Raw genomic sequence first — 16,402 nt, forward strand, 5'->3', positions numbered from 1 at the left:
CTCTCCTGCGTGTAATGATATTACATTCGTTGCGTAACGCTATAACGTCCGTTATATGATCCTGGCAACCCGTTTCGAACAGAATTGCCAGACTCATGCTGAAGACCATCGACAGGGCAGGCGAACCGCTCGTGCGGCTTTCGGGCGTCGGCGTCCAGCGCACCGGCCGCTGGCTGGTGCGCGGCGTCGACATGGAAATCCGCCCGCGCGAGATCGTCACGCTGATCGGCCCCAACGGTTCTGGCAAGAGCACGACGGCCAAGACCGCGATCGGCATCCTGAAGCCACAGGAAGGCACCGTGCTGCGCCGGTCCGGCCTCCAGATCGGCTACGTGCCCCAAAAGCTCTCCATCGACTGGACGCTGCCCCTGACCGTCGAGCGTCTGATGAAGCTCACCGGAACGCCATCCGCCTCCGAGATCGCCGAGGCATTGGAGGCGACCGGCGTCGCCCATCTTGCCAAGGCCGAGGTGCAGGCACTTTCAGGCGGCGAGTTTCAACGCGCGCTTCTCGCCCGTGCGATGGTTCGCAAGCCCGATCTTCTCGTGCTCGACGAACCCGTGCAGGGCGTCGATTTCTCCGGCGAGGTCGCGCTTTACGAACTCATCCGCCGCATCCGCGACCGCACGGGCTGCGGCATCCTCCTGATCTCGCACGACCTGCACGTCGTCATGGCCGACACCGACACGGTCATCTGCCTCAATGGTCATGTCTGCTGCCGTGGGACCCCGCAGAACGTCGTCGCGAGCCCGGAATATTTGAAGCTCTTCGGCGCCCGCGCGGCGGAGACGCTGGCGATCTACCGCCATCGCCACGATCACACCCATCTGGCCGACGGCCGCGTTCTCCACCAGGACGGATCGGTCACCGACAATTGCCACCCTGCCGACGGCCACCACGACCGCGCGCATGATCACGGCCATGACCATTCGCACGGACACACCAATGCTTGACGGCTTTTTCTCCCGCGCCCTTGTCGCCGGCATCGGCCTGGCGCTAACGGTCGGCCCGCTCGGCTGCTTCATCGTATGGCGGCGCATGGCCTATTTCGGCGATACGATGGCCCATTCGGCGCTGCTCGGCGTCGCGCTTGCCTTCCTGTTCCAGATCAATCTGATGGCGGGCGTCTTTCTCGTCGCCTCGCTGGTCTCCGTCGCGCTCCTGCTGCTCCAGAGGCGCGGTGCATTGTCGACCGACGCTCTTCTCGGCATCCTGTCGCATTCCACCCTCGCGCTCGGCCTTGTCATGGTCGCCTTCATGAGCTGGGTCCGTGTCGACCTGATGGGCTTCCTGTTCGGAGACATCCTCGCCGTCTCGCGCACCGACATCGCGCTCGTCTATGGCGGCGGCGCGATCATTCTGGGCCTGATGGCCTGGCTGTGGAAGCCGCTCCTGGCCGCTACCGTCAACGAGGAACTGGCCGAGGCCGAAGGCATGGCGCCGGAGCGCTCGCGCTTCGTCTTCATGCTTCTGATGGCGCTCGTCATCGCCATCGCGATGAAGATCGTCGGCATCCTGCTGATCACCTCGCTTTTGATCATCCCCGCAGCCACCGCGCGGCGCTTCTCGACGACGCCCGAGCAGATGGCTGTGCTCGCCTCGCTCATCGGCGTGGTCGCGGTCCTCGGCGGGCTTTACGGCTCGCTCCACTTCGACACCCCCTCCGGCCCGTCGATCGTTGTGGCCGCGCTTGTCCTTTTCCTGTTAAGCCTCTTCTCCTTCACCCGGCGTCCGGCGGGAGCCCTGCAATGACCGCACGCGATCTGACCAAGAACCAGGAAATGGTGCTCGGCGCTCTGTCGGCGGCCGATGGACCGCTTTCGGCCTATACGATCCTTGACCGGCTGCGCGATCGCGGCTTCCGCGCGCCGCTCCAGGTCTATCGCGCGCTCGACAAGCTCCTCGACTACGGTCTCGTCCACAGGCTAGAATCCATCAACGCCTTCGTCGCCTGCGCCCATCCGCATTGCCATGGCCACGGCAGCATCGCTTTTGCGATCTGCGAGAAATGCGGTCAGGTCGAGGAATTCTCCGACGCCACGGTCCAGTCCCGCCTTGGCGACTGGTCGCGCGAGCACGGCTTCAAGCCGTCCAAGACCGCGATCGAAATCCGCGGCACCTGCGCGACCTGCCTTGCATAGGTAACCTATCCGCCGCGCGAAGCCTTCGCGCGCCGCTTGCGACCGTAAAGCTCCAGCCGGTGATGCACGATGTCGTAGCCGAGCTCGCGCGCGATCTCCTGCTGCAATTCCTCGATCCGCTGCGAGTGGAACTCGATCACGTCGCCCGTGTCGAGGTCGATCAGATGGTCGTGGTGCTCCACCCCCGCCGGCTCGAAGCGTGACGGTCCCCCTTCGAAGGCGTGGCGGTGGATCGCGCCGACCCCTTCCAGCAGTTTCATCGTCCGGTAGACGGTCGACAGCGATATCCCCGAATCGATCTCCACCGCGCGCTTGAAGATTTCCAGTGCGTCGGGGTGGTCGCCTGCGTCCGCGAGGATCGACAGGATCACCTTGCGCGGCCGCGTGATCCGGACGCCTGCCTTGCGCAGTTCGCCTTCATAGTCGGGTCGGATGGGTAGCGTCTCGTTCATGGCGCCGATTATGCTACAGTTGGGAATGCGATGCAAAGATCGCCTTTCGCAACTGACATATTTAGTTGCAAACGATTTGCAATTGCATTGACGTTTGCCTCGCCTGACGCTACGTATTACCCGATGACACCGTCCGGAGCCCTTCATGAAATTCCTGCACCGCCTTGTCCTTGCCGCCGGCCTCATCGCCGCCGCATCCCCGGTTTACGCGCAGGACGCCCAGTTCAAGGTCGTGACCACCTTCACGGTCATCGCTGACATGGCGCGCAACGTGGCCGGCGATGCTGCCGTGGTGGAATCGATCACGCGCCCCGGTGCAGAAATCCACGAGTATCAGCCGACGCCCCGTGACCTCGTCCGTGCGCAGGACGCCGACCTGATCCTCTGGAACGGCCTCAATCTCGAGCTCTGGTTCGAGCGTTTCTTCGCCAATCTGTCCGACGTGCCTAGCGCGGTGGTGACGGACGGAATCGAGCCGATGGGTATCGGCGAGGGGCCCTATGAGGGCCAGCCCAACCCGCATGCCTGGATGTCGCACGACTCCGCGCTGGTCTATATCGACAACATCGCCGCCGCCCTTTCCGAGCACGATCCGGACAATGCCGAGACCTACGCGGCAAATGCCGAAGCCTACAAGGCCAAGATCGAGGCCATGGTCGCTCCCATGCGCGACGCCTTGGCTGAAATACCCGCGGAGCGTCGCTGGCTCGTCACCAGCGAAGGCGCGTTCTCCTATCTTGCCCGCGATCTTGGCCTGAAGGAGCTCTACCTCTGGCCGATCAATGCTGACGCCCAAGGCACGCCGCAGCAGATTCGCCGCGTTATCGACGCGATGCGCGAGAACTCCATCCCCGCCATATTCTCCGAAAGCACGGTCTCGTCCGCCCCGGCCGAGCAGGTCGCGCGCGAAACCGGCGCGGCCTATGGCGGCGTCCTCTACGTCGATTCGCTGTCCGAGGAAGGTGGCCCGGTGCCCACCTATCTGGACCTCCTGCGCGTGACCACGCAAACCATCGTCGAAGGCCTGTCGGAATGAACGTCGAAGGCCGAAAACCTGTCGCCGCCGCGCCGGACGGACTGACCGTTTCGGGCGTGACCGTGACCTACCGCAATGGCCAGACGGCTTTGCGCGATGCATCTTTCTCTATCCCGCGCGGCACCATCACTGCCCTGGTGGGCGTCAACGGCTCCGGCAAGTCAACGCTCTTCAAGGCGATCATGGGCTTCGTCCCGTCAGGGTCCGGCAGCGTCACCATCATGGGCGAACCCGCCGGCCGCGCGCTGAAGCGCAATATCGTCGCCTATGTCCCGCAGGCCGAGGAGGTCGACTGGAACTTCCCCGTCCTCGTCGAGGACGTCGTGATGATGGGCCGCTACGGCCATATGGGCTTCCTGCGCATCGCGTCCGCGCAAGATCGAAGCATGGTCGACACCGCGCTCGAGCGCGTCGGCATGACGTCCTATCGCAAGCGCCAGATCGGCGAACTCTCCGGCGGCCAGAAGAAGCGCGTCTTCCTTGCCCGCGCCCTGGCGCAGGAAGGCCAGGTGATCCTGCTCGACGAACCCTTCACCGGCGTCGACGTCACCACCGAGGAGGCGATCATCGGGCTGCTGCAGGAACTGCGCGCCGAAGGCCGCATCATGCTGGTCTCGACCCACAATCTCGGCTCGGTCCCCGAATTTTGCGACCGCGCGGTGCTGCTGAACAAGACGGTGCTGGCCGCCGGGCCGACCGAAGAGGTCTTCACCCACGAGAACCTGCAAAAGGCCTTCGGCGGCGTCCTTCGCCATTTCACCCTCGGCGGCTCGGACCTCCACGACGACGCTGACGCCCGCAGCGTGACCGTCCTCACCGACGACGAGCGCCCCTTCGTGCTTTACGGAGACGAGGCGAAGAAGAGTCGCGGGCACGAAGAATGATCGAGGCCATCTTCGAGCCATTCACCTATTCCTACATCTTCAACGCGATGTGGGTGAGCGCGCTGGTTGGCGGCACCTGCGCCTTTCTGTCCGCCTATCTCATGCTCAAGGGGTGGTCGCTCATCGGCGATGCGCTCTCCCACGCCATCGTGCCCGGCGTCGCCGGCGCCTATATGCTCGGCCTGCCCTTTGCCGCTGGCGCGTTCCTGTCGGGCGGGCTTGCGGCCGGGGCCATGCTGTTTCTCTCCGCCCAGACGAAACTCAGGCAGGACGCGGTGATCGGCCTGATCTTCACCTCCTTCTTCGGTCTTGGCCTGTTCATGATCTCGCTTTCGCCGGCATCGGTGAACATCCAGACCATCGTGCTCGGCAACATTCTCGCCATCACGCCGGCCGACACGCTCCAGCTTGTCCTCATTTCCGGCATCTCGCTCGCAATCCTCCTCGCCAAATGGCGCGACCTGATGGTCGTCTTCTTCGACGAGAACCACGCCCGCTCGATCGGGCTTCGCCCGAACGTGCTCAAGACCGTCTTCTTCACGCTGCTGGCCGCGTCCACGGTCGCCGCGCTGCAGACGGTCGGCGCGTTCCTCGTCATCGCCATGGTGGTGACACCGGGTGCGACCGCCTATCTGCTGACCGACCGTTTCCCGCGCCTGATCGTCATCGCCGTCGCCATCGGTTCGCTGACGAGCTTCATCGGCGCCTATGCGAGCTTCTATCTAGACGGCGCGACGGGCGGCGTCATCGTCGTCCTGCAGATGCTGGTCTTCGTCGCCGCCTTCCTGTTTGCGCCCAAACACGGCCTCGTCGCCGGTCGCCGCGCCGCGCGTCTCGAACGCGAGGCGGTGCGATGATCGACACGCTCCTGATGCCGTTCCAGTTCCCGTTCATGGTCCAGGCGATCGTGATCGCGGTACTCGTCGCGCTTCCCATGGGACTGCTTTCGCCATATCTGGTGCTCAAGGGCTGGTCGCTGATGGGCGACGCGATCAGCCATGCGGTGCTGCCGGGCATCGTCATCGCCTATGTTGCCGGCCTGCCTCTGGCGCTCGGCGCCTTTGCTGCAGGCCTGTTCTGCGCCATCGCGACCGGCTTTCTGAAGGATAATTCGCGCATCAAGGAAGACACCGCCATGGGTGTCGTCTTTTCCGGCATGTTCGGCCTCGGCCTCGTCATGTTCGTTGCGGTGGAGACCAGCATTCACCTGACCCACATCCTCTTCGGCGACGTGCTGGGCACCACATGGCGCGACATCGGCGAAACCGGCGCCATCGCGGCGGCGACGGTCGTCGCGCTGGTGGTCTACGGCCGCGACTTGATGCTGTTCTCCTTCGATCCGGGCCATGCGCGAACGGTCGGCCTCAAGGTCCGCCTGTTGCACTACGGTCTCCTGACGATGCTCTCGCTGACCATTGTCGGCGGTCTGCAGGCGGTCGGCATCATCCTCGCCATCGCATTTCTTATCGCCCCTGGCGCAACCGCGTTTCTCCTCACGCGCACCTTTCGATCGATGGTTGTCGCCAGCGCCGTCATCGCGGTCATTTCCGCCGCGACCGGAATCTACCTGTCCTTCTTCATCGATTCCGCGCCTGCTCCGACGATCGTGCTCGTCATGTCGACGGTCTTCGTCATCGCGTTCGCATGGTCGCAGGTCCGCGATGCCGGGCGGCGGAACTCGTCTATGGGTTGAGGGCGGGCCCCTTCCTAAGACTCGATCAACGCAAAAAATGCCCCATAAGGCCCAAGTCTGATCTCGCCCGTCTCGTAAGTTCCAGCCAACCCATGCTCGTCGAGCACGGAAAGCTTCAGATCCTCGACCGCCAGCGACACCCAGCCCGACCCGAGATTAAACGCGCATAGCATCCGCTCCTCCGCGTCCCGCCGCTCGAACACCAGCGCATCCCCCTCGGCCACGAGGAAGGTGATCGACCCTTTCACCAGCGCCTTGTGCTGGCGCCGAAAGGCGAGGAGGCGGCGATAGTGCTCCAGCATCGAATCCGGCCGCCCGACCTGCGCGCTGACCGAAAGCGGACCGTGCGTCGGCGAGACGGGGAGCCATGGCACGGCCTCGGAGAAACCGGACGCATGGTCGCCTTCTTCCCAGACCATCGGGGTGCGGCATCCGTCGCGGCCGCGATATTCCGGCCAGAAGCGGATGCCATAGGGATCGCGCAGGTCCTCGAAGGCGAGTTCGGATTCCGGCAGGCCCAGTTCCTCGCCCTGGTAGAGGCAGACCGAGCCGCGCAGTGAAAGCAGGAGCGCCGAGACGATCTTGCTATAGGCGACCGGATCGGCTTCGCCTTCTCCCCAGCGCGAGGCGTGCCGTGTCACGTCGTGGTTGGAAAACGCCCAGCACGACCAGCCGGTGCGCGCCACCGTCTCGAATTCTTCCAGGACGCGCCGTACGTTCGGCGCGGATATCTTCATCGGCTGCAGGAAGTCGAACGCGTAGCACATGTGCACGCGCTCGTTGCCGGCCGTATAGGCCGCGACGATGTCGAGCCCGCGCTGGGCATCGCCCACTTCGCCCACCGCCGTCGTACCCGGATATTCGTCGAGCAGCGCGCGCAAGCGTCTCAGGAACTCCAGATTCTCCGGCTGGCTCTTGTCGTAGAGATGGTCCTGGTAGTTGTAGGGATTGACCGAAGGCGCGATGGAATCGTTGCGGTGGTCCTCTTGGAGCGGCGGATTGTCCTCCAGCCCCTTGGAGTGGAAATAGAAGTTGATGACGTCGAGCCGAAAGCCGTCGACACCGCGCGCCAGCCAGAATCGCACGATGTCGAGCAGTTCCTCCTGAACTTCAGGATTGTGGAAGTTCAGGTCCGGCTGCTCGGCGAGGAAATTGTGGAGGTAGTACTGCCGCCGCGCCGAATCGAATTGCCACGCCGAACCGCCGAACATCGACAGCCAGTTGTTGGGCGGCGTTCCGTCCGGCTTCGGGTCGGCCCAGACGAACCAGTCCGCTTTGGGATTGGTCTTGTTGACCCGGCTTTCCAGAAACCAGGGATGTTCGAGCGCCGTGTGCGACATGACGAGGTCGATCATCACCTTCATGCCGAGCCGGTGCGCCTCGGATATCAGCGCGTCGAAATCCTCCAGCGTGCCGAACATGGGGTCGACGTCCCGATAGTCTGAGATGTCGTAGCCGAAATCGCGCATTGGCGACTTGAAGAAGGGCGAGATCCAGATCGCGTCGATGCCGAGCGAGGCGACATAGGGCAGGCGGCGCACGATACCGGCAAGGTCGCCGATTCCGTCGCCGTTCGAATCCTGGAAGGATCTTGGATAGATCTGGTAGATCACCGCGCCGCGCCACCAGTCGGTGTCGAACTCCAAGGCCTGCGCGGGCGAAGGGTGAGCGAGGCTCGCTCTCACATCATCCATCTCGGGTTCCGTTGGTTGGGACAGGACGACTGCCCGATTGGGCGCGTGTGCATAGCAGAGCTAACAAATGTGTAGTTTTGATAGCAAGGCCTCAAATGGCTTTCAGTTGCATGCCGTCAGGAACAGGACCGGCCCGAGCGAAAACAGCGTCGAGCCGAGCGCCGCCCATGCCGCCATCCACGCGGCGGTCTCCATGAAGGGGCGCAGGTGTAGACCCGTTCCACCCGCCGCGCGCCGCCGTTTGGCGGCAACGCGCACCACCCACCAACCGGCGGCAAGCGAAACGAGAAGCAATCCCACCAGCACCGTCCGCTGCACGGAAAGCGCACCGGCAAGCGCCATATCGTCCCACCCGAAGGCACAGCCGATCGAGAGCACCGAGTAAAGCGCGACGAAGGCCACCGACCAGACGATGAATCCGGCGAGCAGCCACATCATCCGGCTGGCAGGTACATTGTCGGAAACGATCATTGCCCGGCTCCCTGTATCGCGACGACCAATGGCATGACGAGAATGAGCGCGATGCCGACGACGCCGGTCAGCGCCGTATAGTCGTGCCACAGCTTGCCGATGCGCAGGTCGAGGCTGCGTCGCGCGGAGACGAAGCCTGTCATGGCCCGCCACGCGCCGAAGAGTGCGAAGACGATGCCGAGCGCGCAATGCAGCGCCGTGTAGGCGAGCGTCACGAAGGCCGTCGCCGCATAGGCATGGCTGGTCGGTTCGGGCAGGGCGGTTGCGATAAGATAGACCAGCAGCCCGACAGTGACGACATGCGCCCCGGCCGACGCAAGCAGAAGCGGCAGCGCCCCGCCGCCTCGTGCATTCGCCGCCACCGCCATGCGCGACAGGAGCGCGGCGCCGATGACCGCGATGGCTGTCATCAGCGGCAGCACCAGTCCGGTCTTGACCAGCTCGGCCGGCGGCCAGCCGGGCGCGACGAGCCAGAGGAAGAAGACCGCGAAGATCAGCGAGGCATAGAGCGTGCCGTTGCAGGCGAGCAGGAACACCATCCCCCACCAGGAGGGCGGGCCGTCCGCCTCGTAATGCGGCGGGGCGTGCATGCCGTTGCCGATGTCGAGTTCGCCGTGGTCGTGACGCAGCCCCGTCACCTTCGTCCAGGCAAGGCAAAGAACCAGCGTGATCGCGAGCGGCAGCAGCGACAGCCAGTAGAACTTGAACAGGAGGCACAAGACGAAGGTGCCGATGGCGATCGCCGTATAGAGCGGCAGGAAGGTTCGGTTCGGCAGCACGATCGTCTGGTCCGGCCGCCCGGTCGTCATATCGACGCCCAGCGTCTCCTGCCATCCGTTGCGGGTAAAGCCGAGATAGCCGTTGCCGGCAGCAAGCTCATTGCCGATTTCATGCGGGTCGAGCATGTCGCCTCGTCGGTCGACCAGCGGCAGCGAGGCGAAATTGTAGGATGGCGGCGGGTTCGGTTGCGCCCATTCCAGCGTCCGCGCCCCCCAGGGATTTCGTCGGTAAGGCTTGCCGAAGCGGAACTGCAGGATCACGTCGATGAGGATCAAGGCAAAACCCATCGTCAGGATGAAGCCGCCGATCGAGGAGACGAGGTTCAGCCAGTCCCAGCCGACGCCGGACGGATAGGTGTGGACGCGCCGCGGCATGCCGCGCAGCCCCGTCAGGTGCATCATGAAGAATGTCATGTTGAAGCCGACGAAGATCAGCCAGAATGCCGGCACGGAAATCTTGTGCATCGTCAGCCGGCCGGTGACGTGCGGCAGCCAGTAATAGGCGGCCGCCAGCATCGGAAAGACGAACCCGCCGACGAGAACGTAGTGCAGGTGCGCAACGACGAAATAGCTGTCGTGAACCTGCCAGTTGAACGGCACCATGGCGAGCATCACGCCGGTCAACCCGCCAAGGACGAACACGAACAGGAAGCCGAAAATGTAGAGCATCGGCACGTCGAAGCGCGGCCTGCCGTGCGCCAGCGTCGCCAGCCATGCGAAAATCTGAACCGCTGTCGGAATGGCGACCAGCGCGCTGGCCGCCGAGAAGAAGGCCAGCGCCAGATGCGGGATGCCCACCGTGAACATGTGGTGGACCCACAGCCCGAAGGACAGGAAAGCCACGGCGATGATGGCGACGATCACGGCCCGATAGCCCATCAGTTCGCGCTGTGCGAAAACGGGGATGATAGTCGACACTGCCCCCGCCGCCGGCAGGAAGATGATGTAGACCTCCGGATGCCCGAACAGCCAGAAGAGATGCTGCCACAGGAGCGAATCGCCGCCGCGCGTCGGGTCGAAGAAGGGCAGGTCGAAGGCGCGTTCGAGTTCGAGCAGGATTGAGCCGAGGATCAGCGGCGGAAAGCCGATCAGCATCATCCCGGCGGTCACCAGCAGGTACCAGGCAAAGATCGGCATCCGGTCGAGCGACATGCCCGGCGCGCGCATCTTCAGGATCGTGACGGTGATCTCGATCGCCGCCGAGATGGCTGAAATCTCGACGAAGGTGATACCGAGAAGCCAGACATCGGCATTGATGCCCGGCGTATAGGCCGACGACGAGAGCGGCGTATACATGAACCAGCCCGAGTCGGGCGCCACGCCCGCAAGCATGGCAACGATCAGGATCGACCCGCCGAAAATGTAGCAGTAGAAGCCGAGCGCGGTCAGCCGCGGAAAGGCGAGGTCGCGCGCGCCGAGCAGCTTGGGCAGGAGATAGATCGCAAACCCCTCGAACATCGGGATGGCGAACAGGAACATCATCACCGTGCCGTGCATGGTGAAGATCTGGTTGTAGACCTCCGGCCCGACGAAGGCCGTGTTCGGCGTTGCCAGCTGCGCCCGGATCAGCATCGACAGAATGCCGCCGATCGAAAAGAACACGAAGGCGGCGATGATGAAGCGGCGCCCCAAAATGGTGTGGTTGACGGCGGCGAGCCGCTGCAGCCCGCGTGGCGTGTGCCAGATCTCGTCGAGTTCGCGATGCAGGCGCACGGCGTCGGTGTTGCGCGTCTCGCTCATCGGCTGGCCTCCGCGAACGCGGTCTCGCGCGCATTGTCATAGTCTTCCGGCGCATGGGCGACGACGGTGAAGCGCATGGTCGTGTGACCATTTCCGCAGAACTCGGCGCAGACGCCGCGATAGCTCCCGGGCCGATCGGCCTCGATCCGCACGACGTTCTCGTGGCCGGGTACGGCGTCGATCTTGCCGGCAAGGCGCGGCACCCAGAAAGAGTGGATGACGTCCGCCGTCGTCACGACGACGTCGACCGGCTGCCCGGCGGGAATGTGCAGTTCGCGCGTCGTTGACCCGCTGTCGTCATAGCCAAAGCGCCAGTCCCATTGATGCGCCTGGGCATAGACCCTGAGCGGCGGGTCTTCGAGCGGGCGCGCGATCAGGCGTTCTCCAAGCACGAAAGCGGCGGTGACGAGGCCGGTGAGGACGACGATCGGCATCACGAGCCCGCCGCCGACGAGCCATTGGCCGACCGAGAGCCGCGCCATCATGGCCGGCCGCCACCAGGCGAGCGCGTAGAGCGCGCCGACCATTGCGAAAAGGAGGGCCGCGCCCCAGAACATGATCCACCAGAGTGTCGCCACCGCGCTGGCCGCCGGCCCGGCCGGGTCGAGCGTCGAGAGCGGACCGGAGCAGCCCGCGAGAAGAAGCGCGGGCGCAAACAGCCACTCGACACGGGTCCGGCGCGCGCTAGAATCGTCTCGGGTGGAACGGGGCAGGATCGTCTCCGTTGGGGATGAAACCGAGGACTGGGCATGAACGAGACGCGCGACAGGGGCAATCCCGTCATCGAGGAAGTGATCGAGGAGGAAATCTCCTCCACGGTCGCCATCGCCGGCCATCCGATCCATGCGATGAGCGTCCACTTTCCCATCGCGCTCGTCTTCGGCGTCCTCGGCTGCGACGTATTCTACTGGTGGACGGGCGATCCGTTCTGGGTCCGCGTCGGCATCTGGGCGGCGGGATTTGCCTTCTTCACCGGCCTTGCCGCGGGCATTGCCGGTACGCTCGAGCTTTTGCTGGTCGCGGGCATCCGCATGCGCGTGGCAAGCTGGACCCATGCCGTCGCCGCAATGACGCTTATCGCCATCGCCGGCACCAATTGGGGCCTGCGCGTCATGGACGACAGCATCGTCCTGCCGCACGGCATCCTGCTTTCGGTGCTGGCCTCCATCTTTACGGGACTTGCCGGCTGGCATGGCGGAAAACTGGTATTCGATCACGGTGTCGGCCTCATCGTGACAGCCAAGGAATGAAGTTGCCGACGATGTCGCGCAGCGCGCCCGGTCGCATCACGTCGGCCGGCACCCAGTCGAAATCGAGCGGCGGCTTGGCCAGCACCACGGCAAGGATCGCGAAGACGACCAGCGTCGTCACGATGGTGACCGCGACGAACCGCCATGCCGGGTACATCTCGCCCTTCTCGAACAGGCGGATGATGACGAGCCCGGTCAGGATGTGAATGAACACCAGCACGCCGACGAAGGCCAGCTTCAGCGAAAACCACTCGACGAAGGTCGATTGCAGGAAGATCAGCCCGACGCCCGATCCGATCGCCACGAAGGCGGCCGGCGAGATCAGCGACACATACGCAAAGCGCACCAGTCCCTGCAAGCGGTAGAGTGCGTCGTCGCTCTCGACCGCATGACGCTGCGCATAGAGCCCCGGCAGGCAGATCAGCCCCCCGCACCAGATCGAGATCGCCGCGAGATGGACGAATTTCAGCCAGACCATCAGCGGACCCGCGGCGAAGTGAACGGGTCCGCCTGGCCGAACTGGCGCCAGGCGGTCACGAGCGCCACCGCCAGATACGGCAGCGCCGCCGGCACCCACATCAGCAGGCCTGCGAGTTGCTGGTCACCGAGCGGTGTCAGCCCATAGGGCAGGGTGGTCGTCGCATGCGCCTCGTAGAGCGGCCGCGCGGCGAAGGTCAAGAGCGCACCCAGCATGCCCATTTGCACGATCGAGCCGAGGAGGGCGGACAGGGCCGGTCCCGCCCGCGCCGCGAAGATGCCCTGCCACATCGCGAAGGCCGACAGGAACAGCGACAGCTCCATCAGCCAGTAGACCGGCACCGAAGCCAGCGCCCAGTCATAAGGTATCGGCGCGTGCCAGACCCACATCAAGAGCGTATGGGCAAGGAACGCGGCGGATAGCGGAAGCTTGGAAAAGCGGGTCGGCATCGCCAGCGCCAGAAGCGGCGCGGCAGCCGCGACGAGCAGCAGATGATGCACGATCCTGGCAGAAAACAACGCCGAGGACAGCGCGCAGATGGGCGAGACGAACGCGACGAATAGGACCACCGCCGCAACGCCAAAAGGCGAGCGTGCAGCCTCGCGCATGCCGACGCTCGACATGGCGAGCGCGCCCGCGCCGACTACCGCGAAGATGGCGATCAGCAGCGGGTCGAAATTCCAGCTCGACCAGAGATCGGCCGGCAGCGGCGCCGGCCCGCAATAGGCTGTCTGCGTCGTTTGCAATCTCGTCTCCCCGGTCGGTCCGTCGCTTCACTTTACCGAATTTGGGCGGCCGCGACAGCCGCTCTCACACGATCAGCTTCTGGTAAAGGCCCCAGCGCCGCCTAATTTTCCCTCGCGGCAGCGCCAGCACGATGAGTGCCACGCCGGCTGCGAGCGCCGAGGCGATCTCCGGCCCGCTCGCCTCGACGAAGAGAAGCGAGCAGATCAGAAGCGCCCCCAGCGCGACATTGACGTAACGTGCCGGACGGCCTGTTTCTGCCAGTGCGATCACCGCAAAGGTCAGCGCCAGAGAGCCGACCACGTGATTCACATTCGCCATGCCGCCGTCGGAGCCGAGCGTCAGCGGCGTGAACATCAGCCACAGCGCCACCAGCATGGTGAGTGCGAGATTCCACGGCAGCCCCATGCCGCCGCCGAAGAGGGAACCGACGATCTCCGTCGATGCCAGTTCGAAGGGGCGGCGCTTCAAGTACTTCGCTTCGCCTTCGTCCGTGTCGCCGGTGAAGAAGATGCGGATGACCGGTTCGCCATTCTTCCATTTGCGGTACAGAAACTCCGATGTCGCGACCAGTTCGTCGAGCGAATAGGGAATCTGCAGCAGCATCGCCGCCGCGCCCAGTAGGCACAACGTGCAGAACGTCCCGATGACGATCGGCTGGATGATGATGAATCCGATCGAGACGATGCCGAGCGGAACGATCAACATGCCGAAGGCGACCGTCACCCATGGCATCGTCCGCCAGCGCCTTTGGGAGCCGACGAGGCCGATCACGATCTCGATCAGGTAGACCGCCGCGCCCATCCCGGCGTCGGGAATCGGAAAGGCTTCGGAGACGGTGGAGGTGACGATGTCCTCCGTTCCGTTGAGCCCCTCGCGCGTGCCGCCGAAGAACGGGTCCCATGCCGCCTCGATATGGCCGAGCTGGTAGGCGGCGAGGTAGCGCGAGAAATAGAGCCCGACGAAGGCGAGAATGATGATCGGCAGGCGTTGCAGCCAGCTCGACGGATTGTAGCTCCATCCCGGCGGAACGTCCGGTCCGGTCATCTGCGCAATCGGGCTCACCCCCGGCTCGGGCCTGACGCACAGCGCCATCGCCATGACGAGCGTGCCGACCAGCGTTCCGTTGAGATAGCCAGCCGCGGACGGCGTCCAGAACACGAGCGGCGCGAACAGGATCCAGAGCCCCACCGCCGCTGCCGCGTAGCGCACCAGAGCAAACCGCCATGAAAGCGAAAGGAGGCCCAGCGCGAAAAGCACGATCCCCGAGGCCATGTCGCTCCAGCCGAGCCAGCTGTCGGCATAGCCCATCGTTGCGGGCGAGAAGATCATCCAGGTGCCGAGGGCCGCATTGGCGAAATGCGCCCAGATGAAGCGCGCATGTTCGTCGCGCACCATTTCCTCATGGCGCGAACGGATGTCCTCGGGGTTCTCGCCGCGCTCGTCGGCCGTCTTCAGCCAGTCCGGCGGCGTCAGCCCGTTCTTCTCGTACCACCCCGCCGGATCGTTCTTCAACTTGGCGACGATGGTCGACAGCGACGTGCGGATCGAATGGCGCGGTTGCCAGCCGAGAAATTTGTCCGCGCGCGAAATGTCGAGCGCGTAATGGTCTTCGGCCATGTCGATCATGAACGGGCGGATGAACGGCTTTTCGCCCTTGTCGATATCGTCGGGAATGACCGGCTCCGCCTTGACCTCGGCGAAGGCGCCGATCTTGGCGATCGGCTTCGGCACCGAAAAGGTCTCCCACTCCTCCTCGCCATGGATCAGCCGCCCGATCAGCGTCTGCAAATCCGCATAGGGCACGGCATCGGCTTCGCCAGCGAGGATTACGCACTCGTCGGGCAACTCGTTTCGCTTCTCCACGGCCAGCTTGAACAGCGCCATCATGTCGTCGCGATGGATGAAGGACTGCCCCGCCTTCACGTCGCCCGAGTAAAGATGCGCCTTCATGTCGCGCTCGTAGATGCGCGCGATCTGGTGGGCGAGCGTGGGGACCGAGCTTTCCTCGTCATAGAGCCCTGCCAGATGCAGAAGCAGGACCGGCATCGAGCCGCGCTCCTGCCGGATCACCTCTTCCGCCTTCGCCTTGGATTTCGGATAGGCCCATTTGGGAGCGATCGGCGTTTCCTCGTCGATCGTCTCGCCCGGCTCGCCGGCCTCGTGCACCAGCATCGTGCCTGAATAGATGAAACGCTCGACGGAAACGTCTCGCAGCGCGCGCATCAAATGCCGCGTCCCGTCGACATTCACCTTCTGGTAGAGCGCATGTTCTTCGCCGGAAAAGTCGAAATAGGCGGCCAGATGGACCACCGCGGCGATCCGGTCGCCAAACTCAGCGGTCACCTTCTCGATTGCACTGCGGGTCGAGTCTTCAGAGGTCAGGTCGACCGCAAACAGCGGGCAGTCGGCTTTCTTGCCTTCGACGTCGAGCCCGACCACCTGGTACGAGCCTGCCAGTTCCCGGGTCAGCGCCCCGCCAAGATTCCCCGCCGCGCCGGTGATCAGGACGACCGGCTTTGTCTCGTCTGCCATGAATGCGCATTCCCCAGGCCGTTCAGTTCGTGAACGCCAGCCCGCGCTTCATGTTCCCTGCGAATTTACTGAAATATCAATCCGGCACCACCGCAGTGGCCTCGATCTCGACCTTCGCCTCGTCCTCGATCAAGGCGACCACCTGCACCATCGCCATCGCCGGAAAGTTTCGCCCGATCACATCGCGATAGGCGGCGCCGATTTCCTTCAGATTGTCGAGATAGGCCCGCTTGTCGGTGATGTACCAGGTCATCCGCACCAGATGCTCCGGTCCCGCGCCGGCCTCGCGGAGAACGTCGACGATGTTCTGCAGCGCCTGCCGCGTCTGGCCGACGAGGTCCTTCGCTTCGAATAGCTGGTCGCCGTTCCAGCCGATCTGGCCGCCGACCCACACCGTGCGCCCGGAGGCGGCGATACCGTTCGCATAGCCGGAAGCCTTCTTCCAGTTTGCCGGATGCAAAATCTCGTGCACGTATGCGCTCATGGTCGTTTCCTCTCGCCGGTC

The 16,402-nt window shown here is 64.2% G+C and carries 17 protein-coding genes; 8 read left to right on the forward strand and 9 right to left on the reverse strand.

Annotated elements, in window-relative coordinates; all coding sequences use genetic code 11:
* Positions 1-95: 95 nt before the first annotated feature.
* The 3 genes from GTK01_RS09530 to GTK01_RS09540 are packed head-to-tail and all read left to right on the forward strand — an operon-like array spanning position 96 to position 2,141.
* Positions 96-953 carry a metal ABC transporter ATP-binding protein gene (locus tag GTK01_RS09530; protein ID WP_252925648.1) on the forward strand — a complete coding sequence of 286 codons (858 nt, stop codon included), beginning with the start codon at positions 96-98 and terminating at the stop codon, positions 951-953.
* Entirely contained in the window at positions 946-1,752 is an 807-nt protein-coding gene (gene znuB / locus GTK01_RS09535) for a zinc ABC transporter permease subunit ZnuB (RefSeq protein WP_252925649.1), read from the forward strand. The genes GTK01_RS09530 and znuB overlap by 8 nt, the downstream gene beginning before the upstream one ends.
* A complete protein-coding gene (locus GTK01_RS09540) occupies positions 1,749-2,141 on the forward strand; it encodes a Fur family transcriptional regulator (RefSeq protein ID WP_252925650.1) in 393 nt (130 codons plus the stop codon). Before znuB ends, GTK01_RS09540 begins: the two co-directional genes overlap by 4 nt.
* Positions 2,142-2,146: 5 nt before the next feature.
* Here GTK01_RS09540 and GTK01_RS09545 read toward each other — a convergent pair whose 3' ends face one another.
* Complete coding sequence (locus GTK01_RS09545; RefSeq protein ID WP_252925651.1) at positions 2,147-2,593, reverse strand: Fur family transcriptional regulator; 447 nt, start codon at positions 2,591-2,593, stop codon at positions 2,147-2,149.
* 145 nt (positions 2,594-2,738) lie between these two features.
* Between GTK01_RS09545 and GTK01_RS09550 the strand changes: the two genes are divergently transcribed.
* The 4 genes from GTK01_RS09550 to GTK01_RS09565 are packed head-to-tail and all read left to right on the forward strand — an operon-like array spanning position 2,739 to position 6,206.
* Positions 2,739-3,629 (forward strand): metal ABC transporter substrate-binding protein, encoded by an 891-nt coding sequence (locus tag GTK01_RS09550; RefSeq protein WP_252925652.1) that lies wholly within the window; start codon positions 2,739-2,741, stop codon positions 3,627-3,629.
* Positions 3,626-4,513 carry a manganese/iron ABC transporter ATP-binding protein gene (locus tag GTK01_RS09555; RefSeq protein ID WP_252925653.1) on the forward strand — a complete coding sequence of 296 codons (888 nt, stop codon included), beginning with the start codon at positions 3,626-3,628 and terminating at the stop codon, positions 4,511-4,513. The genes GTK01_RS09550 and GTK01_RS09555 overlap by 4 nt, the downstream gene beginning before the upstream one ends.
* Positions 4,510-5,370 (forward strand): metal ABC transporter permease, encoded by an 861-nt coding sequence (locus GTK01_RS09560; RefSeq protein ID WP_252925654.1) that lies wholly within the window; start codon positions 4,510-4,512, stop codon positions 5,368-5,370. Before GTK01_RS09555 ends, GTK01_RS09560 begins: the two co-directional genes overlap by 4 nt.
* Complete coding sequence (locus tag GTK01_RS09565; RefSeq protein ID WP_252925655.1) at positions 5,367-6,206, forward strand: metal ABC transporter permease; 840 nt, start codon at positions 5,367-5,369, stop codon at positions 6,204-6,206. Before GTK01_RS09560 ends, GTK01_RS09565 begins: the two co-directional genes overlap by 4 nt.
* A gap of 14 nt (positions 6,207-6,220) precedes the next feature.
* On the opposite strand, the gene GTK01_RS09570 is transcribed toward GTK01_RS09565, so the two are convergent.
* The 4 genes from GTK01_RS09570 to coxB form a co-directional block, all read right to left on the reverse strand.
* Entirely contained in the window at positions 6,221-7,900 is a 1,680-nt protein-coding gene (locus GTK01_RS09570) for an alpha-glucosidase (protein ID WP_252925656.1), read from the reverse strand.
* A gap of 102 nt (positions 7,901-8,002) precedes the next feature.
* Positions 8,003-8,371 carry a hypothetical protein gene (locus tag GTK01_RS09575; protein ID WP_252925657.1) on the reverse strand — a complete coding sequence of 123 codons (369 nt, stop codon included), beginning with the start codon at positions 8,369-8,371 and terminating at the stop codon, positions 8,003-8,005.
* Positions 8,368-10,890, reverse strand: coding sequence for a cytochrome c oxidase subunit I (ctaD, locus tag GTK01_RS09580; RefSeq protein ID WP_252925658.1), 2,523 nt, complete (start codon positions 10,888-10,890; stop codon positions 8,368-8,370). The genes GTK01_RS09575 and ctaD overlap by 4 nt, the downstream gene beginning before the upstream one ends.
* Complete coding sequence (gene coxB, locus GTK01_RS09585; RefSeq protein WP_371924313.1) at positions 10,887-11,606, reverse strand: cytochrome c oxidase subunit II; 720 nt, start codon at positions 11,604-11,606, stop codon at positions 10,887-10,889. The genes ctaD and coxB overlap by 4 nt, the downstream gene beginning before the upstream one ends.
* Positions 11,607-11,639: 33 nt before the next feature.
* Here coxB and GTK01_RS09590 point away from each other — a divergent pair, with 33 nt between their 5' ends.
* Positions 11,640-12,140 carry a DUF2231 domain-containing protein gene (locus GTK01_RS09590; RefSeq protein ID WP_252925659.1) on the forward strand — a complete coding sequence of 167 codons (501 nt, stop codon included), beginning with the start codon at positions 11,640-11,642 and terminating at the stop codon, positions 12,138-12,140.
* Here GTK01_RS09590 and GTK01_RS09595 read toward each other — a convergent pair.
* The 4 genes from GTK01_RS09595 to GTK01_RS09610 form a co-directional block, all read right to left on the reverse strand.
* On the reverse strand, positions 12,118-12,618 hold the full coding sequence (locus tag GTK01_RS09595; protein ID WP_252925660.1) for a CopD family protein: 501 nt from the start codon (positions 12,616-12,618) through the stop codon (positions 12,118-12,120). The genes GTK01_RS09590 and GTK01_RS09595 overlap by 23 nt on opposite strands.
* Positions 12,618-13,364 (reverse strand): cytochrome c oxidase assembly protein, encoded by a 747-nt coding sequence (locus GTK01_RS09600; RefSeq protein ID WP_252925661.1) that lies wholly within the window; start codon positions 13,362-13,364, stop codon positions 12,618-12,620. Before GTK01_RS09600 ends, GTK01_RS09595 begins: the two co-directional genes overlap by 1 nt.
* A 64-nt stretch (positions 13,365-13,428) precedes the next feature.
* Positions 13,429-15,897: a vitamin K epoxide reductase family protein gene (locus GTK01_RS09605; RefSeq protein ID WP_252925662.1), complete on the reverse strand. Its 2,469-nt coding sequence runs from the start codon at positions 15,895-15,897 to the stop codon at positions 13,429-13,431.
* 76 nt (positions 15,898-15,973) lie between these two features.
* Positions 15,974-16,381 carry a RidA family protein gene (locus GTK01_RS09610; RefSeq protein WP_252925663.1) on the reverse strand — a complete coding sequence of 136 codons (408 nt, stop codon included), beginning with the start codon at positions 16,379-16,381 and terminating at the stop codon, positions 15,974-15,976.
* Between the last annotated feature and the right edge of the window lie 21 nt (positions 16,382-16,402).

The organism is Aliihoeflea sp. 40Bstr573, assembly GCF_024105655.1.
In the GTDB taxonomy this organism is placed as follows: Bacteria; Pseudomonadota; Alphaproteobacteria; order Rhizobiales; family Rhizobiaceae; genus Aliihoeflea.